The organism is Azospirillum sp. VT-I1 (assembly GCF_055698305.1).
Genome location: NZ_CP168800.1, coordinates 1296119 through 1321257, shown reverse-complemented (window position 1 = coordinate 1321257; position 25139 = coordinate 1296119). Strand labels below are relative to the sequence as shown.

The window sequence follows — 25139 nt, the reverse complement described above, 5'->3', positions numbered from 1 at the left end:
AGGATGGAAGCGCGAGAACCGCTTACTTCTTGAGGCCGAAGTTCGCGAAGCGCTTGTTGAACTTGGCGATCTGCCCGCCGGTGTCCAGCAGCTTCTGCACGCCGGTCCAGGCCGGGTGCGACTTCGGGTCGATGTCGAGGCGCAGCGTGTCGCCCGGCTTGCCCATGGTGGAGCGGGTCGTGAACGAGCTGCCGTCGGTCATGACCACGGTGATCTCGTGATAATCGGGATGGATGTCAGTCTTCATGGCCGGGGTTCCTGCAAAGCGAGCGGCGTCTATACCAAAACACCTTCGCCGGCGCAACCCTGGAATCGCCCCTTCATCGCGGCATTCGGACCGGCTTCCACGGCCCATTCCCCGCCGTTTTGACCGTCCGTCTGCTTGTTGCCATCCGCGCACCGCGCTATATGGCAGCGATCCGCCGCAATACCCCCAACAGACAAGCGGGAACAGCGTGGCTCGCCAACCCTCCCCCGACATGATCGCCGCCTCCACCCGCGGCGAGGCGGATGCCCGCCGCCGCGACCTCGGGCCGCTGCGCCGGCTGGTGCCGTTCCTGCTTCCCTACAAATGGCGCATCCTGGGCGCGATGGTGGCGCTGACCGTCGCCGCCGGCACCGTGCTGGGGCTGGGGCAGGGGATGCGGGTGCTGATCGACCAGGGCTTCGCCGGCGGCGACACCTCGCTGCTCGACCGGGCGCTGCTGGTGCTGCTGGGGGTGATCGCGCTGATGGCGGCCTCCACCTATGGCCGCTTCTATCTGGTCAGCTGGATCGGCGAGCGGGTGGTCGCCGACATCCGGCGCGCCGTCTACGACCATGTGCTGACCCTGTCGCCGGGCTTCTTCGAGACGACCAAGACCGGCGAGATCCTGTCGCGCCTGACCACCGACACCACGCTTTTGCAGGTGGTGGTCGGATCGTCGGCCTCCATCGCGCTGCGCAACGCGCTGCTGTTCCTCGGCGGTACCGGCATGCTGCTGGTCACCTCGCCGAAGCTGACCGGGCTGGTGGCCCTGGTGGTTCCGCTGGTGGTGGCGCCCATCGTGTTCTTCGGCCGCCGGGTGCGCAAGCTGTCGCGCGACAGCCAGGACCGCATCGCCGACGTCGGCTCCTTCGTGGAGGAGACGCTGGCGGCGATCCGCACGGTCCAGGCCTACACCCACGAGGCCATCGACCGCGCCCTGTTCGGCAAGCGGGTGGAAGAGGCGTTCGACGTCGCCATCCGCCGCGTGCGAGTGCGGGCGCTGATGACGGTGATCGTCATCGTCCTGGTGTTCGGCGCCGTTGGCATCATCCTGTGGATCGGCGGCCATGACGTGGTGGCCGGCCGGCTGACGCCGGGCGAGCTGTCGGCCTTCGTCATCTACTCCGTGGTCGTCGCCGGATCGGTCGGCGCCATCAGCGAGGTGATCGGCGACCTGCAGCGCGCCGCCGGCGCCACCGAGCGGCTGTTCGGCCTGCTGGCCATCGAGTCGGAAATCCGCGCACCGGCCGCGCCCAAACCGCTGCCCAGCCCTGCCGCGGGGGCGCTGTCCTTCGACGCCGTCCGCTTCCACTACCCCTCACGCCCCGACTGGGCGGCATTGGAAGGCTTCTCGCTGGACGTGAAGCCGGGAGAGCGGGTGGCGCTGGTCGGCCCCTCGGGCGCCGGCAAGTCGACGGTGTTCCAGCTTCTGCTGCGCTATTACGACCCGCAGGCGGGATCGGTGCGGCTCGATGGCGTCGAATTGCGCGATGCCGACCCGGTGGCGGTGCGCCGCCGGCTGGGGCTCGTGGCGCAGGACCCGGTGGTCTTCTCCGCCAATGCTTGGGAGAACATCCGCTACGGCCGCCCCGACGCGTCGGATGCCGAGGTGCGCGCCGCCGCCGAGGCCGCCCATGCGCTGGACTTCCTCGATGCGCTGCCGGAGGGGTTCGGCACCTTCCTGGGCGAGAAGGGCGTTCGTCTGTCCGGCGGCCAGCGCCAGCGCCTTGCCATTGCCCGCGCCATCCTGCGCGATCCGCCGGTGCTGCTGCTGGACGAGGCGACCAGCGCGCTCGATGCCGAGAGCGAGCGCATGGTGCAGGATGCGCTCGACCGGCTGATGCACGGCCGCACCACGCTGATCGTCGCCCACCGGCTGGCGACCGTGCTGAACGCCGACCGCATCGTGGTGATGGACAAGGGCCGCGTGGTGGAGACCGGCACCCATGCCGAGCTGGTGGCGCAAGGCGGGCTCTATGCGAGGCTGGCGGCGCTGCAGTTCGACCGCGCGGATCTGGCGCTGTAGGAGGCGCGTGGGCCGGCACCGCCGCCATGGGGCGCACCACCGATGGGCACCGGCGGCGCCTGACCGTTCGGTTGTGCGGCCCGGATGCCTCCTCCATCATTCCTTAACCGCGACTCCGCTATAGCCGTAACGATGGCAGTGCTGGTGGTGCCGGCGGCGATGCGGGGGACGGAAATGGGTTTTCGCGATTTCGGCGGGCGTGCCTTCAATGTGGTCGCGTGCGTCGGGCTGGCCGTCGCCCTGCTGGCGGCGGGCGGGGCCGAGGCCAAGGAGCGGAAGAAAAAGCCGGCGCCGATCCCGGCCTATGCCACCAGCGTCGCCTGGGGCGCGGTGTCGGGTCCGTCGCTGGGGGCGCCGCAGGCCATCGGCGGCTATGCCGCCGGTTGCGTGGCTGGTGCCCGCGCCCTGCCGCCGGAAGGGGTCGGCTATCAGGTCATCCGCCTGTCGCGCCATCGCAATTACGGTCATCCGGTGCTGGTCGACATGCTCCGCGATTTCGGCCACAAGGTGGCGCTCGCCGGGCTCGGCACGGCACTGATCGGCGACATGGCGCAGCCGCGCGGCGGCCCGATGCCGTCGGGCCATGCCAGCCACCAGATCGGGCTGGACGCCGACATCTGGCTGCGGCTGGACCTGCCGCCGATGGGCCGCGCCGGGCGCGAGCGGCTGGAAGAGATCAAGTATGTCGATTACGACCGCATGCGCGTCACCGAGGACTGGTCCGACCGGCAGGCGAAGATGGTCCAGATTGCCGCCAGCGACGCGCGGGTTTCCCGCATCTTCGTCAGCCCCGCGATCAAGCTGGCGATGTGCCAGCGCAACTGGCCCGACCGCGGATTCCTGAACAAGCTTCGGCCCTGGCACGGCCATGACGGCCACATGCACATCCGCCTGAACTGCCCGGCCGGCAGCCCGCTTTGCGAGCAGCAGACGGCGCAGCCCGACGGCGACGGCTGCGACGACGAGCTGATGTCCTGGCTGACCAGCGCCTCCCCCGCGATCGAGCGGCCGCCGGGCTACAAGCCGGAACCGCGGGTGGTCCGCAAGATGCCCGCTGCCTGCGCCCCGGTGCTGAACGCGGCGGGAACGCGCATCGCCTCCCTGCCGGAATCGACCCCGGCGCCGGCCAAGGCGGCACGCTGACGCCACACCCGCCGGAAGGCGTTACAGCGGAGAAATTTTTCCACTTGCATGCAATTAGCGTCGGTCTAACCTGAGGCTGAATGGATTCTTGCGTGTGGTGTGTTTCAGCGATACGGAACAACCGTAAGGATGATGCGCCGCGCGGCGCCGGACGGGGATGCCGGCGCCGCCGGAGGCGTCGATCGGCCGATGGGGTGGACGACGGCGATGACGGACAAGGACGGATCGTCCGGGCACGGACCGAGCCTGAAGACGCGGCTCTACGCATGGTGGGAAGGCTATGACCTGTCCGGCCTGAAGACCAGGAAGGGCGACGAGCCGCAGCAGGCTTCGGCGGAGCCGCAGCCGTCGCATCCCGGCCCCGGCCCGGGCATGAACCGCTGGGGCAAGCCGCTATGGACCGCCACCCGCATCGAGGTGGCGGAGAAGATGTGGGGCGAGGGCTTCAACACGCCCGGCGGCGCCGATCACATCCCCTATCTGGTCAAGCCGCTGGGACTGAACCCGGCGATGAGCGTTCTCGACCTCGCCGCCGGGCTGGGCGGCACCAGCCGCACCATGGCCGGCAAATACGGCTGCTGGGTCACCGGGCTGGAGGCGTCGGAGTTGCTGGCGAAGGAGGGCATGGTCCGCTCCTTCAAGCTCGGCCTGGAGAAGAAGGCGCCGATCGAGACCTTCAACCCCGAGCATTTCGGCTATCCCAAGCGCGTCGATGCCATCGTCTACAAGGAAGGCCTGTTCTTCGTCCGCGACAAGGAACAGATGTTCGACGGGATGGAACTGGCGCTGAAGCCGCGCGGCCATCTGCTGATCACCGATTACATCGCCGAAGCGGATGTGATGGGCGCCAAGGCGGTGCAGACCTGGTGCGACAAGGAACCGCTGACGCCGAACCTGTGGCCCAAGGACCGCATGGCGAACGCCTTCGCCCAGCGCAACCTCGACCTCCGCATCGCCGAGGACATCACCGACACCCACCGCGGCCTGATCCTGACCGCCATCCAGGGGCTGGTCGACCATCTGGAGAAGTTCCAGCTCGACACCCCCACCAAGCTGGCGGTGATGGAGGAGGTCGAACTGTGGGCCCGCCGCGTCGCCGCGATCGAGGCCGGGGTGCGGGTTTACCGGTTCTACGCGATCAAGCCGGCGGAGTAGGGGCAGCGGAGTGTCGACTGACGACGCCCCCACCAAGCCCCCGAAAAAACTTTTGCGCGATTGCATTTTTCCTCTTGAGCGCGGCGGTCGGTCTGGGTACATAGAGCGCCCCGCGTGACCCCAAGAAACGCGGACGCGCTTGTGGCGGAACTGGTAGACGCGCTAGGTTCAGGTCCTAGTGGCTGAAAGGCCGTGGGGGTTCGACTCCCTCCAAGCGCACCAACACCCTAAGTGTTGGTCAAGTGCAAGAGAAGCATAGTGGGGCCATAGCTCAGCTGGGAGAGCGCTACAATGGCATTGTAGAGGTCAGGAGTTCGATCCTCCTTGGCTCCACCATCTCTTCCCGCCGGTCGGGGCGGACCTTTCCCGACATACCCCGTTATTTACCGCTACGCCGACTGTGGCTTTCCAGCATCACGGAGCCGCGGTCAGGGTGTTACCACCTTGGGGCGCATGGCCGAACGGGTGCCGCGCACGGATAATCTCGCCTGCCGATCCACCGGCATCCGATCCGCACGCCATTCCGATTTTTCCGGAGCGCCCGCCATGTCCACACGGATGGAACACGGGTTGAGGACGCTTGTCCTCGCCCTATACGATGAAGCTGCATTGACGGCGGCTGCCAAGGGCCTGACCGGGCTTTTGGCCGAACGGGCGGCCCTGTGCGAGGCGGCGAGCCTCGCCGCCGGCCCGGCCCGCCGTGCGGTGTCCGAAGAAGAGGTGCTGCGCATCGTTCTGGCCGCCCGCCGGATCAGGCGCCTCGGCAGCAGCGCGCAGGACGACCTGCCGGCCCTGGTGCCCGCGCTTGCGGCGGCGGCCCCGATCAGGCCGGCGGCGGTGATGAAGCCGCGGCGCGGCCGTCTGGCGCTGTGGGCGATGCGCTCGCTCGCCCACCGTCCCTCGGCGGGCCTGATCTGAGCACGCTTTTCCGGCCGACATCCTGACGAATACCGGAACGGACCGCTGCGGCCCCGCGTCGCGGCGGTCCGTTGCGTTTTCAGTCCACCGCGCGATTGGGGGACGCTGCCGCGGATGCGTGCTGGCGCGGCGCGGCGCGGCGGGTTACATACGCAAGGCCGTGTTTGCGCCGCAGCGATTGCGTCGCGAGCATCCGCGTCTTCCTCGGATTGGCCTCCCCGGAGTAGAGCGTTGCCCAGTGGACAGTTGACCAGCCCGCCGCCCGTCATCTCATCCATGCGCCGGTCCCTTGCCGCCGCGTGCCGCCCGGCCCCCCGGTTCTGATACGCAGCGGATCGGAACGGGCATGCGCAGGACGACGATGAAGCCGCGGGCCGACTGGCGCCCGGGTCTCCGCAAATATCCCTATGGTGTGCGCGCCATGTCGGCCGGGGCCGGCTGGCGGGAGGACACCGTCTATGAATTCACCGCCTCGCAGATCGACCTGATCGAGAGCGTGGCGGACGAACTGCACAGCATGATCGCCGTCGCCGTGCGCCATGTGGTGGAGCACAAGCTGTTCGCCGCCCTCGGCATCCGCGGCGATCTGGCGCGCATGCTGGAGGCGTCCTGGACCGATTACTGGGCCGGTGGGCGGCGCAACGAACGGGCCGGCGGGCTCGCCGGCCGGCTGACGCTGGCCTATGACGGGCGCGACAGCATCAAGCTGCTGGGCTGCAATTATGACACCGGCGAGGGGCTGTTCGCCGCCTCGATCATCCAGCGCAACTGGCGCGAGGCGATGGCCCCCGACGCCAACCAGTTCAACGGCCTGCACGAGGCGCTGGTGGAGCGGTGGGAGGAGATGGCGGTGGGCGTGCCCGGCCGCGGGCGCATGCATGCGACCTGCGCCACCCCCGACCCGGTGCGCGAGGGCGAACTGGTCTATCTGGCCGCCACCGCGGCTGAGGCCGGCATCGACACCCGGCTGCTGCCGTTGCATTCCATCGCCTGGGACGGCCGGCGCTTCCTCGACGACGAGGGGCAGGCGATCTCCTGGCTGGCGAAGCTCTATCCCTGGGACGGGCTGGCCGACGACGGGTTCCTGCAGCGGCTGCGCAGCAGCGGCATGAGCGTGCTGTCGCCGCTGTGGTGCTGGCTGTGGTCGAACCACGGCCTGCTGGCGGTGCTGTCGTCACTGTACCCGCGCCATCCCAACCTGTGCCGTGCGGCGCTGGACCCCAGCGGCCTTCCCGGGGCGGACAAGGTGACGGTGCGGGCCTTCCACGGGCTGGACGGCGCGCCGACCCGCGTCGTGGAGCACGGCACGGTGGTGGCGGACGACGGGCCGGAGATCGGCGCGGACGTCGCCGCCCATGGGGCGGTGTGGCTGGAAACCCCGTCCTGCTTCCGCGAGGAGGATACCCGCGCCGTCCTGCATGCCTGGATCGTCGGCGACAAGTGCCTGGGCATGGGGGTGCGGGAATCGGCCGATCCGCGGCTTGGCCTGGGCGGCGGCCCGGATTGGGCGATGGTCCCGCACCTGTTCAGGGGCTGATCGCTGCTGAAATCGGCCCGTCAGGGCGCGAAGGGGTTCTTCAACGCCGGGCCGAAGGTGGCCTTGCGGGCGGCGCGCCAGATGTTCTCGGTCGCCAGATCGTTGCCGCGGTCGGCGATGGCGATCCCGGCGACGCCCGGCTGATGGTCGAGCCAGTCGCGCAGCATGTCCTCGAACCGGGAAACCTCCCGCGGATCGTCGCTGGCCAGGGTGATTGAAACGGTCAGTTCGGTGGTCATGGTCGGTTCCCTCCTGACGGTTGGACGGAGCGCCCCAAGCGGCAGAGCCGCTGGACCGGCACCGTGGACGAGAAGGTGCCCTCTCTATGCACGCCTCCAAGCCTGCGCGCCCCGTCCGGCTGGCGCAATGAAAAAGGCGGGGTATGACCCCGCCTTCCGTGCCGCCGGTCCGCTGGAACCTTATGCCGACCGCTTACTTCGCGTCCGTCTTTCCGGCCGGCTTGGCGATGCTGGCGATCTGCTTCTGCAGTTCGTCGATCTGCTTCTGCAACTCGTCGAAGGTGGCGCCGGCCGCAGCCGGAGCGTGGGGCGTGGTGGCACCCGGCTGGCCGGCCGGGCGCTGCTGGCCGGCCGCATCGTCCGGAGCACCGGCGACGCCGAAGGGCGTGAACATGCGCATGGCGCGTTCGAACATCGCCATGTTCTGCTTGCTGACCTCGTCCAGCCGGCCGAACGGGAACATGCCGCCCAGCGTGTTCTGGAAATAGTCGCGCATCTGCTCCTGATTGCGGGAGAAGGCCTGCATCGAATATTCCAGATAGCGCGGCACGACCGACTGCATGTTGTCGCCGTAGAAGCCGATCAGCTGGCGCAGGAAGCTGATGGGCAGCAGGTTCTGGCCCTTGCTCTCCTCTTCCACGATGATCTGGGTCAGGACGGAGCGGGTGATGTCCTCGCCCGTCTTGGCGTCATAGACCACGAAGTCCAGCCCGTCCTTCACCATCTGGCAGAGATGGTCCAGCGTGACGTAGCTGCTGGTGGCGGTATTGTAGAGCCGCCGGTTGGCGTACTTCTTGATCGTGATCGGAGCGGACTTCTGGTCTTCCTTGTCGGCCATCGCGGACTCTTTCAAGAAGGGACGTGTTCCAGAACCATCATGTTCCAGAATATGGGGACAGGCGGCGGAAATTGTTCCGTCCTTAGGACTACTCGAAGGGATAGCAATTTGTCCAGCGTTGCGCCGCGGCATAGCGCCGCGGTTGCGGTGTGACGCGCTGCACGGACGGCGAGGCGGGGCGCGCCCGGACAGCCTCCGACGATACCCGAAAGGTCAGGTGGGGAGCCATGCCGCGCTGGTCAATCCGGCCCCGCCGCCCTTATAATCCGCCCATGGCCGACCCGTCGCAACCAGATCCCCCATCCGATCCGCCTTCCTACGAATCGCTGGCGCGCCGCTACCTGGACCTGTGGCAGGACCAGTGGACGGCGAGCGCCGCCGACCCCGAGACGGCGGACATGATGGCCCGGATGTTCCAGATGATGGGGCAGGGGATGGCGGCCGTGGCTCCCTTCGCCTTCGGACCGGCCGGGTTCGGATTTGGCGGCGCCGGGATGCCCGGCAGCGGCTGGGATCCCCGTCCGGCCCCCTTCTTCCACAACGCCTCTCCCCAGAACGGACGGCCTTCCGATGAGCGAGCGCCCACAGGACAGGACGGGGAAAACGGGCAGGCGGGCGGACGGGACGCCCCTTCGCATGGGGCCGCGGCCGCTGGGGCTGCATCTGACGGCGGCGCTCGGCAGCTTGCTCAGCTCCTCGGCCGCATTGCCGTTCTTGAGGAACGGCTCGCTGCCCTGGAATCCGGCGCTGAGGGCGCGGGCGGCGGCGCTGAGGGACGAAATGTCGCAGGCCGACCGGCTGCAGGGCGCCGTGGGACCCGGCGGCGACGACCGGCTGAGCCGGGAGGTTGACCGCGAGATCCGCCGCCGCATCGACGCGGTCCTGACCGGGATCGAGCGCTACCGCCGGCACCCCTATGTCCGCGACCTGCCCGACCCGCCGGTGGTCTGGACCGAGGGCGGATCGCGCCTGCTGGATTACGGGGATGAACCCGGCGGGCGTCCGGTTCTGTTCGTGCCGTCGCTGGTCAACCGCGCCTATATCCTCGACCTGTCGCGGGACAAGAGCCTGATGCGCTGGCTGGCGGCACGCGGCTTCCGGCCGCTTCTGCTGGACTGGGGCAGGCCGGGGCCGCTGGAGCGCCGCTTCACCCTGACCGACTACATCGCCGGCCGGCTGGAACGCGCGCTGGACACGGTGGTGGAGGCTGTGGGGCGGCCGGTTCCGGTGGTGGGATACTGCATGGGCGGGCTGCTGGCCGCGGCGCTGGCGCAGCGCCGGCCGCGCTCGCTCGCCGGGCTGGGGCTGATGGCAACGCCCTGGGATTTCCATGCGGAGGACGCGGCCACGGCGCGCCGGGTGGCGGCCTTCATCCAGCCCTGGGGACCGGCGCTGGAGCGTTGGGGCGAGTTGCCGACCGACGCGCTGCAGGCGCTGTTCGCCCAGCTCGACCCGCTGCTGGCCCTGAAGAAGTTCGGCAGTTTCGCCCGCATGGCGCCGGAGTCCCGCGCCGCCGCGGCCTTCGTTGCGCTGGAGGACTGGCTGAACGACGGGGTGCCCCTGGTCGCCGGGGTGGCGCGCGATGCGCTGGCCGGCTGGTACGGGCGCAACGACACGATGGCCGGCGCCTGGATGGTCGCGGGCCTGCCGGTCGATCCGGCCTCCATCCGCGTGCCGACCCTGGCCCTGATCCCGGAGCGCGACCGCATCGTCCCGCCAGCCTCGGCCCTGGCGCTGTCCGCCGCGATTCCCGCCGCCCGGATTCTGCGCCCGCCGCTGGGACATATCGGAATGGTGGTGAGCGCCGGCGCCGAGACCGGAGTGTGGAATCCGCTGGCCGAATGGCTTGCTGCGACAGGTTAGCGCCGCGACCTTCGGCCAGCTTGCACCCGTCACATTGCCCGACTTAAGGTAACAATCACTCCGAGCGTCCCACCAGCGCTATAATAAAACTGTCCTATTTCGAGGAGCGTTCAATGACCGAAGTCGTCATCGCCGGTGCCGCCCGTACGCCCATCGGCAGCTTCAACGGTGCCCTCAGCACCGTTCCCGCCCACGTCCTGGGCGAGGTCGCGATCCGCGAAGCGCTGGCCCGCGCCAAGACCGACGCGGCGGAAGTGGACGAAGTCATCCTGGGCCAGATCCTGACCGCCGGTCAGGGCCAGAACCCGGCCCGCCAGGCCGCCGTCAACGCCGGCATCCCGGTGGAGGCGACCGCCATCGGCATCAACCAGCTCTGCGGTTCCGGCCTGCGTTCCGTCGCGCTCGGCTATCAGGCGATCAAGAACGGCGACGCCGACATCATGGTCGTCGGCGGCCAGGAGAGCATGAGCCTCGCGCCGCACGTCATGCACCTGCGCAACGGCACCAAGATGGGCTCCGCCGAGCTGCTCGACACCATGCTGCGCGACGGCCTGACCGACGCCTTCCATGGCTACCACATGGGCAACACGGCCGAGAACATCGCCCAGAAGTGGCAGCTGACCCGCGAGGAGCAGGACGCCTTCGCCGCCGCCAGCCAGCAGAAGGCCGAGGCCGCCCAGAAGGCCGGCCGCTTCAAGGACGAGATCGTCCCGGTCACCATCAAGGGCCGCAAGGGCGATGTCGTCGTGTCGGACGATGAGTATCCCAAGCACGGCACCACGGCGGAGTCGCTGGCCAAGCTGCGCCCGGCCTTCTCGAAGGACGGCACGGTGACCGCCGGCAACGCCTCGGGCATCAACGACGGCGCCGCCGCCCTGGTTCTGATGTCGGCGGAGAATGCGGCCAAGCGCGGCGTCACCCCGCTGGCCCGCATCGTCTCCTGGGCGACCGCCGGCGTCGATCCGGCCATCATGGGCACCGGTCCGATCCCGGCCTCTCGCAAGGCTCTGGAGAAGGCCGGCTGGACCGTCGACGACCTCGACCTGATCGAGGCGAACGAGGCCTTCGCCGCCCAGGCGCTGTCGGTCAACAAGGATCTCGGCTGGGACACCGGCAAGGTCAACGTCAACGGCGGCGCCATCGCGCTCGGCCACCCGGTCGGCGCCTCGGGCGCGCGCGTGCTGACCACGCTGCTGTATGAAATGCAGAAGCGCGACGCCAAGAAGGGCCTCGCCACCCTGTGCATCGGCGGCGGCATGGGCATCGCCCTCTGCGTCCAGCGCGACTGAGATACCGAACGGGCCGCTTTCCAGAATGGAAGCGGCCCGCTTCGCCTGAAGGCCTGGGACATCCGCCGGACCTGCGGAGGGAGTCCCGTGCCCAACAATAAAAAGTCAAAGAAACCAACCAACCATCACTAAATCTGGGGAGAAAAACTATGGCTCGTGTTGCAGTCGTCACTGGTGGCACCCGCGGCATCGGCGAGGCGGTTGCCGTCGCCCTGAAGAATGCCGGTTACAAGGTCGCCGCCAACTATGCCGGCAACGATCAGGCGGCCGAGGAGTTCACCGCCCGCACCGGTATCCCGACTTACAAGTTCGACGTCGCGGATTTCGACGCCTGCAAGAAGGGTATCGCCGCGATCGAGTCCGACCTGGGCCCGGTCGATGTTCTCATCAACAATGCCGGCATCACCCGTGACGGCGTGATGCACCGCATGACCTACGAGCAGTGGGAGAAGGTGATCCACACCAACCTGTCCTCCTGCTTCAACATGTGCCGCAATGTCATCGACGGCATGCGCGAGCGCGGTTTCGGCCGCATCGTCAACATCGGCTCGGTCAACGGCCAGGCCGGCCAGTACGGTCAGGTCAACTACGCCGCGGCGAAGTCCGGCATCCACGGCTTCACCAAGGCGCTGGCGCAGGAGAGTGCCGCCAAGGGCATCACCGTCAACGCCATCGCCCCCGGCTACATCGACACCGACATGGTGCGCGCGGTGCCGCCGAACGTGCTGGAGAAGATCGTCGCCCGCATCCCGGTCGGCCGCCTTGGCCGCGCCTCGGAGATCGCCAAGGCGGTGCTGTACCTCGTCGACGACGACAACGGCTTCATGACCGGCTCGACCCTGTCGGTCAACGGCGGCCAGCACATGTACTGATCCCGGGCCGGGTCTCGCACCCCGGTTCATGAACTGTGACGAAGCCCCTTTCCCGCTTCCGGCCGGACCCTTGGTCCGCCGGGGGTGGGGAGGGGTTTTGTTTTTGAATCGGCCTCCGCCGCACTTGACGGACCGGCCGCCGAGTTGAAGGTTATCGTCCGTTTCGGACGCACCACCCACACACTGGACCCCCTGCGATGCCCTACACCTCGTTGCGTGACTTCATCGACCGGCTGGAGAAGGCGGGGCGGCTGGTGGTGGTGAAGGAACCGGTGTCCACCGTGCTGGAGATGACCGAGATCCAGACCCGCCTGCTGGCCGAGAACGGCCCGGCGGTGCTGTTCGAGAATGTCATCAAGGCCGACGGCACGCGCTCGGAGATGCCGGTGCTGGTCAACCTGTTCGGCACGGTGGAGCGGGTCGCCTGGGGCATGGACCGCGAGCCGCACCAGCTGCGCGCCGTCGGCGAGACGCTGGCCTTCCTGAAGCAGCCGGAGCCGCCGGGTGGCTTTCGCGAGGCGCTGGAGCTGATTCCGCTCGCCAAGACCGTGCTGTCGATGAAGCCGAAGACCGTCGGCTCGGCACCCTGCCAGGAGGTGGTGCTGACCGGCGACGACATCGACCTCGGCCGCCTGCCGGTGCAGGGCTGCTGGCCGGGCGAGCCGGCGCCGCTGATCACTTGGCCGCTTGTGGTCACCAAGGGGCCCACGGGCAAGCGCGAGGACGACTTCAACCTCGGCATCTACCGCATGCAGGTGCTGGGGAAGAACAAGACCATCATGCGCTGGCTGAAGCACCGCGGCGGTGCCCAGCACCATCACCGCTGGGCCGCCAGTGGGAAACGCGAGCCGCTGCCCTGCGCCGTCGTGCTGGGGGCGGACCCCGGCACCATCCTGGCCGCGGTGACGCCGGTGCCCGACACCCTGTCGGAATACCAGTTCGCCGGCCTGCTGCGCGGCAAGAAGGTGGAGCTGGTGGAGTGCAAGACGGTGCCGCTGAAGGTGCCGGCCCAGGCCGAAATCGTCCTGGAAGGCCATGTCAGCCTGGACGAGTATGCCGACGAGGGACCCTACGGCGACCACACCGGCTATTACAACTCGGTCGAGCCCTTCCCGGTCTTTACCGTCACCGCGATGACGATGCGGCGCAAGCCGATTTATCTGTCCACCTTCACCGGCCGCCCGCCCGACGAGCCGTCGGTGCTGGGCGAGGCGCTGAACGAGGTGTTCATCCCGCTGCTGATCCAGCAGTTTCCGGAGATCGTCGATTTCTGGCTGCCGCCGGAAGGCTGCTCCTACCGCATCGCGGTGGTCAGCATGAAGAAGGCGTATCCGGGCCACGCCAAGCGCGTGATGATGGGCGTCTGGTCCTTCCTGCGCCAGTTCATGTACACGAAGTGGGTGATCGTCGTGGACGACGACATCGACGCGCGGAACTGGAAGGACGTGATGTGGGCGATCTCCACCCGCATGGACCCTGCGCGCGACATCACGGTGATCGAAGGCACGCCGATCGACTATCTCGACTTCGCCAGCCCGGAATCCGGCCTGGGCGGCAAGGTCGGCCTGGACGCCACCAACAAGTGGCCGCCGGAGACCAAGCGCGAATGGGGTGAGAAGCTGCACATGACCGAGGAGGTCGTGGAGAAGGTCAGCCGGAAATGGGACCTCTACGGCCTGCCGGGCAGCGGGAAACCGATCTGGAAGTGAGGTGATGTCCCTCTCCCGCCCCGGGAGAGGGAAGGGGCCCAAGCGAAGCTTGGGAAGGGTGAGGGTGATCCAAGGAACCATGCGGTTCAGGACTCTTGGATCACCCCTCACCCGGCCGCTTCGCGGCCACCCTCTCCCGGGGCGGGAGAGGGACCTGTACCCTACCGCCGCGGGTCGCGGCTCAGGCCCTTGGCTTGCAACTCCTCTAGATACTCGGCCCACAGAGTCTCCTGTTCGGTGCCGATTTCGTAGAGGTATTTCCAGGTGTAGATGCCGCTGTCGTGCAGATCGTCGAAGACGATGCGGACGGCGTAGTTGCCGACCGGCTCGACCCGCATGATGCCGACATGGCGGCGGCCGGCGACGGTCTGCTTCTGGCTGGGATTGTGGCCCTGCACCTCGGCCGAGGGGCTGACGACGCGCAGGAACTCCGCCGGGTAGGAGAAGGTCCGGCCGTCGTCGAAATCGACCTCCAGCCGCTTCTCCTCCTTCTTCAGGCGGATCTCGGTCGGCCAGTGGACCGTGCCGAACCCTTCCTCACTCATCGCGACGCCCCCGCCTTGTCCAGGCTGCGGGCCTCGTCGATCAGCATGATCGGGATGCCGTCACGGATCGGATAGGCCAGCCCGGCGCGCTCGCTGACCAGCTCGCCGCGTTCGGCGTCGTAGCGCAGCGGACCCTTGGTCAGCGGACAGACCAGGATTTCCAGCAGCTTCGGGTCGACCCGGGCGCTGGTTTTCGATTCGCTGCTCTTGTCCTCGGGCGTCGCCATGTCGTGTCTCGCAATCGTCTAAGGTAAGGATCAATGCTTGGGCGGCGGACCGTCCCCGTCATGGCTGTCGAGAATGGCCATCTCGACCAGCCCGATCAAGAGCTTCCCGCGTTCCGCCAGGGTCGGGGCCTCCAGCAGCGCCTGTTTCTCGCCGGGCGTGAAGGGGCAGATCATGGCGAGCGAGTTGACCAGCCGCTCGTCCAGCGTCGATTCGATGGACTTCCAATCGACCGAAAGGCCCTGGACGCGGAAATAGCTCTTCAGCGCGCCGAGCAGACGGCTGCGGTCGATGTCGCCGCAGGCTTCATGCTCCAGGTCGGCGCGGAAGGGGCGCCAGTCGGGAACCACCCGCCGGTAGCCGCGCGCGCCCTCCACCTCCCGCCCGATCTCGAAGCGGGCGACGCCGGTCAGGGTGATGAGAAAACGGCCGTCGTCGGTCTCGGCGAAGCTGGTGATACGGCCGGCACAGCCGCAGTCATAGACGGCCGGCTCCCGCTCCCGCCCGGCGGGGTCGAGCGGCTGGACCATGCCGATCATGCGGCCGCTGCCCAGCGCGTCCTCGACCATCGCGAGGTAGCGCGGCTCGAAGATGTTCAGCGGCAACCTTGCCCGCGGCAGCAGCAGGACGCCGGCCAGGGGAAAGATCGGCAGCATCCCCGGAAGCTGGGCGAAATCCGGGTCGAAGGGGTTTCTGGTTGGGTTCCTGGTCATGCCAATCAGATAGAACCCCTTCGCCGGTGGAACAGCCGTCCCGTGTCCGTAAAAGCGTCAGCTGAACATCATGGTCGACAGCCGGCGGCGGGTCTTCACCGTCAGCGGGTCGGTCTGGCCGAACGCCTCGAAGAACTTCACCAGCTGCTTGCGGGCGCCGTCCTCGTTCCAGGTCCGGTCGCGCTTGAAGATCTCCAGCAGCTCGTCCACCGCCGCTTCCCGCTTGCCGGCGGCGAACAGGGCCATGGCGAGGTCGAAGCGCGAGGCATGGTCGTTCGGGTCGTGGGCGACCTTCTCCATCAGCTCCGGGATCGGGCCGGCGTTGGACGCCTGCTCCGCCACGTCGAGCGCGGCGCGGACGTTGGCTAGCTCCTTGTCCTTGGCGATGGATTCGGGGGCCTGGGCCAGCATCTGCTTGGCGTTCTCCAGGTCGCCGGCGGCGATCAGGCAGCGGATGATCCCGGCATAGGCCTGGGCGTTCTCCGGCTCCGCCTGCATGATCTGGCTGTAGAGGTCGAGCGCGCCCTGCAGGTCGCCCCCCTCCATCAGCTCCTTCGCCTGGGCGAAGGCCTCCTCCAGCAGGTCACCGGCCCCGCCGCCGACGCCGGCCTGCTTGGCCAGCGCCAGCAGCTTGTCGACGAAGGCCTTCACCTGCGATTCGGGCAGGGCGCCCATGAAGCCGTCGACCGGGCGGCCCTGGAAGAAGGCGTAGACCGCGGGGATCGACTGCACGCGCAGCTGCGAGGCGATCATCGGGTTGGCGTCGGTGTCGATCTTCACCAGGCGCACTGCGCCCTTGGCGGCGCGCACCACCTTCTCGATGATCGGGCCCAGCTGCTTGCAGGGGCCGCACCAGGGCGCCCAGAAATCGACGATCACCGGAACGTCGCGCGAGGCCTCGATCACGTCGGCCATGAAGGCGCGGTCGCTGCTGTCCTTGACGACGTCAGCGGCACCGGAGGCTGCGGGAGCGGCGGGCTTGGACCCGTTGGCGGGGGGCATGGAGAACATGGCGTGTTTCGGTCCCGTTGGTGATGCCTGGCCCATTAGGACATCCCGGTGGGCCATGGAGTTGCCGATCCGGCCGTAGCGGTCCCCGGATCCTCGTCGTTGCCGACATATGTGAGCGCGCAAGGCGGCTCAAGCAAGCATTGCGTGGAAACCGCCGCTCGGCCGGTCACTCTTCCGCGCGGCCGAACTCGACGATCGCCGGCTCGTGCCCGCAGGCGCGGATGAAGCGCAGCAGGTCGTCGCGCCGTATTGCCGTGGTGCGGTCGTTCAACAGCGGATGGTAGTTCAGCAGGTCATGCTCCATCATCGCCTTCTGCAGGACGACGCGCACCTTGTGGTCGGTGTCGTTGACCAGGGCGAATGGCGTGACCGATCCCGGCCGGATCCCTAGGATGCGCCACAGCCGGTCGGCCGAGGCGAAGGACAGCCGCGCCGACCCGATCGCCTTGTCCAGCCGGTTCAGGTCGACCCTGGCGTCCTCCAGCGCCACCACCAGCCAATGCTGGTCCTTCTTGTCCTTCAGGAACAGGTTCTTGCAATGGCCGCCGGGCAGGGCGCCGCGCAGGGCCTTGCTCTCCTCCACCGTGTGCAGCGGCGGGTGGCTGTGCGTGGTTGCCTGGATGCCCAGCGCGTCGAGCCGCGCCAGCAACTGGTCCGGCGAGGTCGGCAGCGGCGCCGCCTGATCCGGAAGGGAGGTCGATGCGGTGTCCATGACAGCCCTTGTACCGGGCGTGCGGAAAATCGTCCAGCCGGTGAAAAAACTGAAACAAGGCGCTTGCATTGCGTCGGCCGATGAGTATAGTCCGCCGCACACCGCCGGACGGCAGACACGCTGCTGATGCTGAACGACGGTACGGAGCGCGGGCGTAGCTCAGGGGTAGAGCACAACCTTGCCAAGGTTGGGGTCGAGGGTTCGAATCCCTTCGCCCGCTCCAGTTTCCTCCAGCCTTTGCGCTGGAGCATGCGATTTCAAAAGGCCGGACCTTCGGGTGCCGGCCTTTCGCATTTCCGGCGCCTGCCGATTTCCGCCCGCCATCGTCGCCCATCCGCCCCGCCGCCGTTGCCGGGCCATGGCCGTGATGGCCTATCCGTAGATTGCGCCAAGTCGAACCTCCATCATCATACAATTGTAGGCGTCGGTGCCGGCTTACACATCGGCGCGCTTCGCCGACTCCATCCAGTCACCCCGGGCTGCCGCGTCAGTTGTGAAGTGGCGGAGCCTTCGTGGCGACTGCCTTATAATTTCACGTCTCGGGCGCGGTCCAAGTTGAGATATCCCGCAAAGCGGGACGAAATTTCCTATGACGTATTTACAGATTGTCAACCTCCTTGCGTATGACCGCTTATGCGGGTACACTTCAAAATCTAAATAAATGGCGTCTAAAGCGCCGGGGGTTGTGCCGATCGCCGATGATCCGCGGAAAAGCGCGTTGAAGTCCTGAAACCTTCCCGCATAACGACATTCCGGTCGCCTGGCCGGAGCGCCGGCCCCGCCCGCCCGGACGCAAGGCGGGCGGGGCCACCTTGTCGGGGGCGGCCGGTTCCGGGACCGACCGACGCGGGAACCGCCGCCGCCCTCCACGCCTCCTCCGACCCCGATCCAGACACGAAGACCAGACCGAAGAAAGGACCCCCGCCATGGCCATGCAACGCTATCTCGTCGAGTATCGCCGGCTGTCGACCGACGCTCTCGCCAAATGGTCGTCGGTGCCCAGCAGCGTCGCCTCCGACGCGCTGAACCGCTGCCAGAGCATGGATTCGCGGATCAAGCCGATGGTGCCGGGCATGCGCATCTGCGGTCAGGCCCGCACCGTCGTCACCATGCCGGGCGACAACAGCATGGTTCACCATGCCGTCAGCCTCGCCGATCCGGGCGACGTGGTCGTGGTGGCCGGCGGCGGCCTGGACGACGTGGCGCTGGCCGGCGAATGGGTGGTCCGCTGCTGCAAGCGCCGGGCGCTGGGCGGGCTGGTGGTCGACGGCTCCGTCCGCGACCTGCACGAGATCCGCGGGCTCGGCCTGCCGGTCTTTGCCAAGGGGGCCGTCGCCCGTGGCCCGCACAAGAATTTCGGCGGCAAGATGGACGTCACCGCGGCCATCGGCGGCGTGCCGGTCAACCCCGGCGACCTGATCCTGGGCGACGAGGATGGGGTGGTGGTCGTGCCGCTGACCTTCGCCGACGCCGCCCTGACCCAGAGCCTCGCCCTGCTGGAGCGCGAGCGCCAGTGGACCGAGCAGATCGAGGCCGGCGCCACCCTGGTGGATGTGCTGGGCGTTCCGCCGCTGGAGATCGTTCCCGCCGAATGAGCGGGCCGGTGTAAAGGAAAGCCCCCGCATCGCCGGTCCGCCCGGCCGATCCCGCCCACACGGTGCCGCGTCCATGTCGCTGATTTTCCAGATCGTCCTGCCGATGTTCGGCCTGATCGCCCTTGGCTTCTGGGCGGCACGCTACCGCGGCTTCAGCAATGCGATGGTCCAGGGGCTTTCCCGTTTCCTCGGCATCTATGCGCTGCCGGCGCTGCTGTTCTCCAACATGGCGCGGGCGGACATCCCCGATCCGCTGGAATGGGCGGTTCTGGGGTCCTTCTACATCGCGGCGGTGGCGGTTTTCCTGGTGGGCGGGCTGTGGATGCGGATGGCGGGCCGGCGGGAGCAGATCGCGCCCATCGGCCTCGCCAGTTCCTTTTCGAACATCGCGCTTCTCGGCTCGCCCATCATCATGGAGGCCTATGGACCGACGGTGGCGGTGCCGGTGATGCTGCTGATCGTCTTCCAGTCGCCGCTGCTGTTCACCTCCGCCACCATGCTGGCGGAAACCCAGCGGTCGGTGCGCGGCGGCCGGTCCGGGCGTCCGGTGCAGGCGACGCTGGGGGCGGCCAAGGCGACGCTGGCCAGCCCGCTGGTGGTGTCGGTCATCCTCGGTCTGGCGGCCAACCTGATCCATCTGCCGATCCCGCCCATGGTGATGAAGAGCTTCACCATGCTGGCGCAGACGGTGCTTCCCTGCGCCTGCTTCACGCTGGGCGCGTCGCTGGCGCTCAGCCCGGCTTCCGGCGCGGTGCTTCCGGCGACGGTCGTGGCCCTGCTGAAGACGGGGCTGCACCCGCTGCTGACCTGGCTGTTGGCCACCCATGTCTTCGACCTGCCTCCGGTGTGGGTCGCCCCCGCCGTGACCGCCGCGGCCCTGCCCATCGGCATCAACGCCTATGTCTTCGCCGAGCGCTACAATGCCGGGCGGGACGTGGTGTCGATGTCGCTGCTGATCTCCACCCTGCTGTCGCCGGTGTCGATCTCCGTCGCCTTCATGGTGTCGGCCGCGGGCTGAGCCGGCCCGCGCCGCCGGTGCGGCTATTTGACATATCCTTGAAAATACTCGAAGACGACTTTCTGGTCACCGTCAGGCATGTGACGGGAGGTGGCGGCGATCCATGCGCCGCATGCGGCGGTATGCCCGGAATGCGCGCCATTGAAGCGACAGGAAAATCCTGTTAGCCTCTAATTGTATGATTTCCGAAGCATTGATGCTGCTCTGAGGCTTTCTCTTGTTCATGAAAAACACGGAAAAGGAGAGTCCATCGCGGGCGTGGCGGCATTCCACCGGGCCTGCTCCGGACAATAGAAAAGCGGCCTGTTCTGGCGCATATGATAGTATGTCAGAGACAAGCATCCGGGAATATGCCGGAAAAATGGCGGACGATTGTGACAGATCAAAGATCCTGTCAAAAGAAGCGCCGTTAATCATTGCAAAAGATTTTCGGGATGAGATGTCGCGGTGGCGGTCGTGCCGGCGGGCGGGCCGTCCCGGATCAGGACCCGGACAGGAAGTTCGTTCCAACCACGTATCGCAGAGCGGTGCGGCGATGGCGGAGCGCAGGGCGGTGCCGATGGTGCCGCCGGCGTCGCGCGGCCGCCCTCCGCTCCTTCGCCTCAATGCCATGCCCGATGGTTCGCGCCACGGACCGGCGGCCGACGCAGGTGCCCCATGACCCTCCTCAACAACTTCCACATCCCCGTCAAGATGGCCATCCCGGCGACGACCGCGATCATCGGCATGCTGGTGATCGCGGTGCTCGGCTGGTCGGCGATTACCCAGCAGTCGACCCTGCTCGATGCCCTGTTCAACCGCTCCTTCACGCGGGAGGCGGAGATCCAGGGAATGACCGACACCTTGACGGTGGCCCACGCCGGCATGTACCGGACCGTGATCCTCAGCAGCGCGAACGCCTCGCCCAAGGCGGTGGATGAGGAGATGAAGGCCCTCAACGGGCAGCTCGACAAGCTGAAGGGGCAGGCGGAGTTGCTGAAGGGCGCCACCGCCGAAACCGACGAGGAGGCGAAGTATTTCGAGCGGTTCGGCAGCGACGCCGCCACTTATCTGGCGAAGGTGGGAAGTTTCCTCGACCTGCTGAAGATGGGCGTCGATCCGCTGGATTTCCTGCAGGAAGTGCAGTCGGCCTACACCCGCCTGCAGACGACCAGCCGGGACTATCTGAACTACAAGCGGAAGGTCTCCACCGACGCGTATGCGCAGGTCAATGCATCGGTCGACAACACGACCCAGGCCTTCATGCTGGTGGCCGGTGGCGCGCTGCTGGTGACGGTGGGTGTGGCGCTGTTCATCGGCATGAACATCGCCCGTCCCATCGTGCGCCTGACCGACGTGATGGAACGGCTTGCCCGCGGCAACCTGGAGGCCGACATTCCCGCCGCGGAGCGCGGTGACGAGATCGGCCAGATGGCCCGCACCGTCCAGGTGTTCAAGGAGAACGCCATCCGGGTGCAGGAGCTGTCCCGCGAGCAGGAGGCGATGCGCATCCGCAACGACCAGGAACGGCGTCAGGCGATGTCGGCGCTCGCCAACGACTTGGAGGCGTCAGTCAAGGCGATGATGGGCGAAGTGGTGCGGTCCGCCACGTCGATGCGCAACGAAGCCAACTCGATGCTCGACAACGCCAAGCAGACCAGCCACCACAGCGACAGCGTCGCCCACTCGGTGCAGGAGGCGACCAGCGAGGTCGAGAGCGTGGCCGCCGGGGCCGAGCAGCTGCGCGCCTCCATCGACGAGATCACCCGCTCCATCAGCCAGTCGGCGCAGCTCGCCCGTGGTGCCGTGGAGGAGGCCGGCCGCACCGACAGCATCGTCCAGGGCCTGAGCGAGGCCAGCCGCAAGATCGAGGAGGTCGTCGGCCTCATCCAGTCGATCGCCGGCCAGACCAACCTGCTGGCCCTGAACGCCACCATCGAGGCGGCACGGGCGGGCGAGGCCGGCAAGGGCTTCGCCGTCGTGGCGCAGGAGGTGAAGAGCCTCGCCAACCAGACCGCCAAGGCGACGGAAGAGATCGGCGCGGAAATCGCCGCCGTGCAGGCTGCGACACATGCCGCGGTCGGCGCCATCCGCGCCATCGTCGGCACCATCCGTCAGGTCGACGAATCGCTCGGCACCGTCGCCGCCGCGGTCGAGGAGCAGGATGCCGCCACCCGCGACATCAGCGCCCGGTCCCAGCGCGCCGCCGTCGACACCATGGCGGTGATGCAGGAGATGCGTCTGGTCCAGCAGGCCGCCGAGACCACCGGCCATTCCGCCGGATCGGTGCAGAACACCACGGAAGAGCTGTCGCGCAGCTTCAACCGCCTTGACCACGAGATCGAAGCCTTCATCGCCCGCATCACCGCGGCGTGATGGTGGGGTGACAAGGGTGGTGGGGTTCTTGCGGAGTTAGACCCCCACCTATCCTCCCCCGCCATCGGACCGACCTTTGGTCGGCCGAGAGCGGGAGGATAGGTGGGGGCAATGGTAAGTCTGCGCTTACCCCACCAGCACGCCCTTGCGCGCATCCGCCCACTGCCGCGCGGTCGTCGGGCGGCCGTCGGCATCGATCAGGCCGCGGGTGAACAGTTCCTCGGCATGGCGGATGAAGAAGGCGGCGGTGCTCGGCCGCTCCCAATGCTCCATCCAGTTCTGCTCCAGGAAGGCCAGGATCCCCGGCTGGCCCAACTCCACCTCCCACAGCACGCCGAGCAGCGAGGTCTGCTGCTCCTCATGCATGCAGTCCTCGAAGCACAGGCGCTTGTCGGCGCGCGCCTCCTTGCGGGCGGTGGTCTCCGGGCCGGGGCCCAGGCCGTAATCGATCAAGGTGCGCCGCTCCGGCGCCGCGCACAGCCAGTGCGCCACCTCATGCACGATCACCGTCGCCTCGACATCGGTGCGGATCACCTTGCCGTCCCACATGAAGGAACGGCTGGGAGGCTCGTCCAGCGTGTCGATGCCATGGGCATGGGCCAGCCGGACCGCGTCGGCCCGGTGGGCCGGCGTATCGACGCCACCGCCGGGCTCCTCCTCCGGCCGAACCGGCCAGGTGGCGGCGATCCGGCGGAAGGCGGCGCGCGCTTGGGCATGGCCGTCCAGATGGGCGTCGAAGGCCGCGATGGCCTTCGGCATGTCGTCGATGGCGATGGGGGTCAGGATCATGGCGCCTATGTGCCCAAGGGGGCGTCCCGGCGCAAGGGGAATGTATCCCGGCAAATGAGCAGGGCTGCCCGGCAATAGAACGGCGCCGGCAAGACCCGGTCTTTTCGGGTCCCGCCGGCGCCACAACTGTCACGGCCGTGCTGAAGTTCGGTGCCGTTTCTTACGCCGCCCGCATGTCTGACAGGAAGCGCGACACGAAGCCGCGCAGGTCGGTCGCCTCATGGTTCAGCCCGTCGGCGGCGGTCAGCACCTCGCGGGAGGCGTCGCCGGTGGAGGCCGCGGCCTCCGACACGCCGGCGATATTGCCGGACACCTGCTGGGTGCCGCGCGCCGCCTGCTGGACGTTGCGGCTGATCTCCTTGGTGGCGGCGCCCTGCTCCTCCACCGCGGCGGCGATGGTGGTGGAGATGTGGTTGATCTCGGCGATCACCCGGCCGATCTCGGCGATGGCACCGGCGGCCTGCCGGCTGATCTCCTGGATACCGGCGATCTGGCTGCCGATCTCCTCGGTCGCCTTGGCGGTCTGGCTGGCGAGGTTCTTGACCTCCGACGCCACGACGGCGAAGCCTTTGCCGGCTTCGCCCGCCCGCGCCGCCTCGATGGTGGCGTTCAGCGCCAGCAGGTTGGTCTGGCTGGCGATGTCGGTGATGAGCTGCACCACCTCGCCGATGCGCTGGGCGGCATCGACCAGCCCGCGGACGGTGCCGTCCGTCTTCTCGGCGGTGGCGACCGCCTGTCCGGCGATGCGGGTGCTCTCGGCCACCTGCCGGCCGATCTCGGCGATGGAGGCGGTCAGCTCCTCGGTCGCGGCGGCCACCGTCTCCACATTGCCGGTCGCGTCAAGGGAGGCGCTGGCGACCGCATCGGCCTGCCGGGTGGTCTGCTCGGCGGTGGCGGACATGGTCTGGGCGGTCGCCTGCAGCTGCGTCGCCGCCGCCGACACCCGGCCCAGCGCCGCCAGGACCAGCCGGTCGAACTCCTGGGTCAGCCGGTCGATCCGCTCGCCGCGGCTGCGCTGCGCCTCATGATCGGCACGCTGGGAAGCGGCCAGCCGGTCGCTCTCGATCAGGCTCTCCTTGAAGACCTGCAGGGCCTTGGCCATGCCGCCGATCTCGTCGGCGCGGTCCAGGCCGGGGATGTCGACGCTGCGGTCGCCGCCGGCCAGCCGGGTCATCCGGTCGGTGATCGCCACCACCGGGCGCGACACCCCGCGGCCAATCAGCAACGCGGTCGCCAGCCCCAGCACCACCGCCACCAGCGAGGCGGCGATCATCACGGAAAGCGCCTTGGTGATGAAGGCGCCGGTCTCCTCGCCCAGCCTCTTCTGATGCTCGACACTGGCGACGGTCAGCTGTTCCGCCTCGGCGGCGATGGAATCGCCGACGGGGATCAGCACCTCGGTCACCAGCCGGTCGCGTTCGGTCGTCGCCTTGACCACGGCGTTGAAGCCGGTGGTGTAGACGCGCAGCATCGCGGTGTAGGACATCGCCATCTTGCGGCGGTCGAGGTCGGTCAGCTTCGCCATCATCGCCCCGCCGCGGCTGGCGGCGTCGGTGAACTGCGAACGGGTCTGGCTCGCCAGCGCCGGGGAGCCGTCGATGCTGTAGCGCGTGGCCGAGATGCGGGCCGACAGCATATGGCGCAGCGCCATGCCCGCCAGATAGGCGGCGTCGGTGTCGCCGGCGGTACTGGCACTGTCCATGATGTTGTCCAGGGCACCCTCCAGCCTGGGACCGATCTCGTCCAGCTCGGCGATGGTCTTGCTGCGCTGGGCCTGCAGATCCATCGTCGCGGCGAAGGCCTCCTGATATCGGACGATCTCCTGCGCCATCTGGTCGACGGTCTGCCGCAGGGCCGGGTCGGCGAACAGGCCGCGGGCCTTGTCGATGGTCTGAGCCGCATCGCCGGCAAGGCGGCGGACGGTCGCGCCGACCTCCGGATCGCCGGTCAGCAGGAAGCGGGTGGTTTGCTGGCGCATCTCCAGCATCAGGGCCTGGATGCGCCCGGCCTCGTTGGTCTGCTGGCCGAGCCGCCGGTAGGTCTCCACCGCGCCGCCGGCATCGGACAGGGCCACCACGCCGATACCGCCGATCAGCACCAGGAACACCAGAATGCCGGCGCTGGCCGCCGTGATCTTGGAACCCACGGAAAAGCGATTGAAAAGGCTCATGGTCGGGACCTCCGTCGGCACAGGGTCGCTGCTCAGCGCGTGATCGGGGCGACCGGGGAAAGGTCAGCCCCTGCGACCTGTTTCAGGAAGCGTGCCACATGCCCAGGTATGGCCGGCCGAGGGGACCGGCAGCGGGAAAGCCCCCGGGTGACGCAGGGGAGACAATGGGC

At 68.1% G+C, this 25139-nt stretch carries 22 protein-coding genes and 3 tRNA genes; 15 read left to right on the top strand and 10 right to left on the bottom strand.

All coding sequences use genetic code 11. The annotated features are described in order from the left end of the window. Nucleotides 1-22 precede the first annotated feature (22 nt). Nucleotides 23-247: a 50S ribosomal protein L31 gene (gene rpmE / locus AB8P05_RS06360; protein ID WP_012974887.1), complete on the bottom strand. Its 225-nt coding sequence runs from the start codon at nt 245-247 to the stop codon at nt 23-25. A gap of 232 nt (nt 248-479) precedes the next feature. On the opposite strand from rpmE, the gene AB8P05_RS06355 reads away from it, so the two are divergent. The 7 genes from AB8P05_RS06355 to AB8P05_RS06325 all read left to right on the top strand — a co-directional run bounded on the left by AB8P05_RS06355 (nt 480) and on the right by AB8P05_RS06325 (nt 7026). After that, nucleotides 480-2273 (top strand): ABC transporter transmembrane domain-containing protein, encoded by a 1794-nt coding sequence (locus tag AB8P05_RS06355; RefSeq protein WP_472759315.1) that lies wholly within the window; start codon nt 480-482, stop codon nt 2271-2273. Nucleotides 2274-2447: 174 nt separating this feature from the next. Next, on the top strand, nt 2448-3416 hold the full coding sequence (mepA, locus tag AB8P05_RS06350; RefSeq protein WP_472759222.1) for a penicillin-insensitive murein endopeptidase: 969 nt from the start codon (nt 2448-2450) through the stop codon (nt 3414-3416). 129 nt (nt 3417-3545) lie between these two features. Next, nucleotides 3546-4571, top strand: coding sequence for a methyltransferase domain-containing protein (locus AB8P05_RS06345; RefSeq protein ID WP_472759221.1), 1026 nt, complete (start codon nt 3546-3548; stop codon nt 4569-4571). Between the two features lie 135 nt (nt 4572-4706). Then, a tRNA-Leu gene (locus AB8P05_RS06340) sits at nt 4707-4793 on the top strand. 38 nt (nt 4794-4831) lie between these two features. After that, nucleotides 4832-4907: transfer RNA gene (locus AB8P05_RS06335), tRNA-Ala, on the top strand. Nucleotides 4908-5180: 273 nt separating this feature from the next. Then, the gene (locus AB8P05_RS06330; RefSeq protein ID WP_472759220.1) at nt 5181-5489 is read left to right on the top strand and encodes a hypothetical protein; all 309 of its coding nucleotides are present in this window, start codon (nt 5181-5183) and stop codon (nt 5487-5489) included. Between the two features lie 346 nt (nt 5490-5835). Then, the gene (locus AB8P05_RS06325; RefSeq protein WP_472759219.1) at nt 5836-7026 is read left to right on the top strand and encodes a glutathionylspermidine synthase family protein; all 1191 of its coding nucleotides are present in this window, start codon (nt 5836-5838) and stop codon (nt 7024-7026) included. 20 nt (nt 7027-7046) lie between these two features. On the opposite strand, the gene AB8P05_RS06320 is transcribed toward AB8P05_RS06325, so the two are convergent. After that, complete coding sequence (locus tag AB8P05_RS06320) at nt 7047-7265, bottom strand: hypothetical protein (protein ID WP_455172393.1); 219 nt, start codon at nt 7263-7265, stop codon at nt 7047-7049. A 193-nt stretch (nt 7266-7458) separates the two neighbouring features. Beyond that, complete coding sequence (gene phaR / locus AB8P05_RS06315; protein WP_472759218.1) at nt 7459-8103, bottom strand: polyhydroxyalkanoate synthesis repressor PhaR; 645 nt, start codon at nt 8101-8103, stop codon at nt 7459-7461. 636 nt (nt 8104-8739) lie between these two features. Here phaR and AB8P05_RS06310 point away from each other — a divergent pair. From AB8P05_RS06310 to AB8P05_RS06295, 4 genes are all read left to right on the top strand, one after another. Beyond that, nucleotides 8740-9966 carry an alpha/beta fold hydrolase gene (locus AB8P05_RS06310; RefSeq protein WP_472759217.1) on the top strand — a complete coding sequence of 409 codons (1227 nt, stop codon included), beginning with the start codon at nt 8740-8742 and terminating at the stop codon, nt 9964-9966. Between the two features lie 113 nt (nt 9967-10079). Then, a complete protein-coding gene (locus AB8P05_RS06305) occupies nt 10080-11255 on the top strand; it encodes an acetyl-CoA C-acetyltransferase (protein ID WP_455172390.1) in 1176 nt (391 codons plus the stop codon). A gap of 149 nt (nt 11256-11404) precedes the next feature. Further along, a complete protein-coding gene (gene phbB, locus AB8P05_RS06300; RefSeq protein WP_149222233.1) occupies nt 11405-12127 on the top strand; it encodes an acetoacetyl-CoA reductase in 723 nt (240 codons plus the stop codon). Nucleotides 12128-12324: 197 nt separating this feature from the next. After that, entirely contained in the window at nt 12325-13836 is a 1512-nt protein-coding gene (locus tag AB8P05_RS06295; RefSeq protein WP_472759216.1) for a UbiD family decarboxylase, read from the top strand. Nucleotides 13837-13997: 161 nt separating this feature from the next. On the opposite strand, the gene AB8P05_RS06290 is transcribed toward AB8P05_RS06295, so the two are convergent. The 5 genes from AB8P05_RS06290 to AB8P05_RS06270 all read right to left on the bottom strand — a co-directional run bounded on the left by AB8P05_RS06290 (nt 13998) and on the right by AB8P05_RS06270 (nt 17042). After that, complete coding sequence (locus tag AB8P05_RS06290) at nt 13998-14381, bottom strand: gamma-butyrobetaine hydroxylase family protein (protein ID WP_455172388.1); 384 nt, start codon at nt 14379-14381, stop codon at nt 13998-14000. Beyond that, nucleotides 14378-14608, bottom strand: coding sequence for a Trm112 family protein (locus AB8P05_RS06285; protein ID WP_014248577.1), 231 nt, complete (start codon nt 14606-14608; stop codon nt 14378-14380). The genes AB8P05_RS06290 and AB8P05_RS06285 overlap by 4 nt, the downstream gene beginning before the upstream one ends. 30 nt (nt 14609-14638) lie before the next feature. Beyond that, a complete protein-coding gene (locus AB8P05_RS06280) occupies nt 14639-15319 on the bottom strand; it encodes an LON peptidase substrate-binding domain-containing protein (RefSeq protein ID WP_472759215.1) in 681 nt (226 codons plus the stop codon). A gap of 57 nt (nt 15320-15376) precedes the next feature. Then, on the bottom strand, nt 15377-16330 hold the full coding sequence (locus AB8P05_RS06275; RefSeq protein ID WP_472759214.1) for a tetratricopeptide repeat protein: 954 nt from the start codon (nt 16328-16330) through the stop codon (nt 15377-15379). 166 nt (nt 16331-16496) lie between these two features. Next, nucleotides 16497-17042, bottom strand: a complete 546-nt coding sequence (locus tag AB8P05_RS06270; protein ID WP_472759213.1) for a prolyl-tRNA synthetase associated domain-containing protein — start codon at nt 17040-17042, stop codon at nt 16497-16499. A 148-nt stretch (nt 17043-17190) separates the two neighbouring features. Between AB8P05_RS06270 and AB8P05_RS06265 the strand changes: the two genes are divergently transcribed. The 4 genes from AB8P05_RS06265 to AB8P05_RS06250 all read left to right on the top strand — a co-directional run bounded on the left by AB8P05_RS06265 (nt 17191) and on the right by AB8P05_RS06250 (nt 22010). Next, nucleotides 17191-17265 (top strand) — tRNA-Gly (locus tag AB8P05_RS06265). Between the two features lie 703 nt (nt 17266-17968). After that, nucleotides 17969-18637 (top strand): RraA family protein, encoded by a 669-nt coding sequence (locus AB8P05_RS06260; protein ID WP_472759212.1) that lies wholly within the window; start codon nt 17969-17971, stop codon nt 18635-18637. Nucleotides 18638-18710: 73 nt separating this feature from the next. Continuing rightward, a complete protein-coding gene (locus tag AB8P05_RS06255) occupies nt 18711-19655 on the top strand; it encodes an AEC family transporter (protein ID WP_472759211.1) in 945 nt (314 codons plus the stop codon). Nucleotides 19656-20312: 657 nt separating this feature from the next. After that, the gene (locus AB8P05_RS06250; protein WP_472759210.1) at nt 20313-22010 is read left to right on the top strand and encodes a methyl-accepting chemotaxis protein; all 1698 of its coding nucleotides are present in this window, start codon (nt 20313-20315) and stop codon (nt 22008-22010) included. A 126-nt stretch (nt 22011-22136) separates the two neighbouring features. Here the strand turns inward: AB8P05_RS06250 and AB8P05_RS06245 are convergent, their stop codons facing one another. Together AB8P05_RS06245 and AB8P05_RS06240 are read right to left on the bottom strand one after the other, a co-directional pair. Next, complete coding sequence (locus AB8P05_RS06245) at nt 22137-22799, bottom strand: hypothetical protein (protein ID WP_472759209.1); 663 nt, start codon at nt 22797-22799, stop codon at nt 22137-22139. Between the two features lie 160 nt (nt 22800-22959). Continuing rightward, a complete protein-coding gene (locus tag AB8P05_RS06240) occupies nt 22960-24969 on the bottom strand; it encodes a methyl-accepting chemotaxis protein (protein ID WP_472759208.1) in 2010 nt (669 codons plus the stop codon). Between the last annotated feature and the right edge of the window lie 170 nt (nt 24970-25139).

Bases quoted from the DNA above. Each gene is read 5' to 3' on its own strand.
- AB8P05_RS06320 (WP_455172393.1), bottom strand. From the start codon at position 7,265: ATGACCACCGAACTGACCGTTTCAATCACCCTGGCCAGCGACGATCCG.
- AB8P05_RS06260 (WP_472759212.1), top strand. From the start codon at position 17,969: ATGGCCATGCAACGCTATCTCGTCGAGTATCGCCGGCTGTCGACCGAC.
- AB8P05_RS06285 (WP_014248577.1), bottom strand. From the start codon at position 14,608: ATGGCGACGCCCGAGGACAAGAGCAGCGAATCGAAAACCAGCGCCCGG.
- AB8P05_RS06345 (WP_472759221.1), top strand. From the start codon at position 3,546: ATGATGCGCCGCGCGGCGCCGGACGGGGATGCCGGCGCCGCCGGAGGC.
- AB8P05_RS06295 (WP_472759216.1), top strand. From the start codon at position 12,325: ATGCCCTACACCTCGTTGCGTGACTTCATCGACCGGCTGGAGAAGGCG.
- AB8P05_RS06355 (WP_472759315.1), top strand. From the start codon at position 480: ATGATCGCCGCCTCCACCCGCGGCGAGGCGGATGCCCGCCGCCGCGAC.
- rpmE (WP_012974887.1), bottom strand. From the start codon at position 247: ATGAAGACTGACATCCATCCCGATTATCACGAGATCACCGTGGTCATG.
- phbB (WP_149222233.1), top strand. From the start codon at position 11,405: ATGGCTCGTGTTGCAGTCGTCACTGGTGGCACCCGCGGCATCGGCGAG.
- AB8P05_RS06310 (WP_472759217.1), top strand. From the start codon at position 8,740: ATGGGGCCGCGGCCGCTGGGGCTGCATCTGACGGCGGCGCTCGGCAGC.
- AB8P05_RS06270 (WP_472759213.1), bottom strand. From the start codon at position 17,042: ATGGACACCGCATCGACCTCCCTTCCGGATCAGGCGGCGCCGCTGCCG.
- AB8P05_RS06255 (WP_472759211.1), top strand. From the start codon at position 18,711: ATGTCGCTGATTTTCCAGATCGTCCTGCCGATGTTCGGCCTGATCGCC.
- AB8P05_RS06290 (WP_455172388.1), bottom strand. From the start codon at position 14,381: ATGAGTGAGGAAGGGTTCGGCACGGTCCACTGGCCGACCGAGATCCGC.
- AB8P05_RS06325 (WP_472759219.1), top strand. From the start codon at position 5,836: ATGCGCAGGACGACGATGAAGCCGCGGGCCGACTGGCGCCCGGGTCTC.
- AB8P05_RS06240 (WP_472759208.1), bottom strand. From the start codon at position 24,969: ATGAGCCTTTTCAATCGCTTTTCCGTGGGTTCCAAGATCACGGCGGCC.
- AB8P05_RS06245 (WP_472759209.1), bottom strand. From the start codon at position 22,799: ATGATCCTGACCCCCATCGCCATCGACGACATGCCGAAGGCCATCGCG.
- mepA (WP_472759222.1), top strand. From the start codon at position 2,448: ATGGGTTTTCGCGATTTCGGCGGGCGTGCCTTCAATGTGGTCGCGTGC.
- AB8P05_RS06250 (WP_472759210.1), top strand. From the start codon at position 20,313: ATGACCCTCCTCAACAACTTCCACATCCCCGTCAAGATGGCCATCCCG.
- AB8P05_RS06280 (WP_472759215.1), bottom strand. From the start codon at position 15,319: ATGACCAGGAACCCAACCAGAAACCCCTTCGACCCGGATTTCGCCCAG.
- AB8P05_RS06305 (WP_455172390.1), top strand. From the start codon at position 10,080: ATGACCGAAGTCGTCATCGCCGGTGCCGCCCGTACGCCCATCGGCAGC.
- AB8P05_RS06275 (WP_472759214.1), bottom strand. From the start codon at position 16,330: ATGTTCTCCATGCCCCCCGCCAACGGGTCCAAGCCCGCCGCTCCCGCA.
- phaR (WP_472759218.1), bottom strand. From the start codon at position 8,103: ATGGCCGACAAGGAAGACCAGAAGTCCGCTCCGATCACGATCAAGAAG.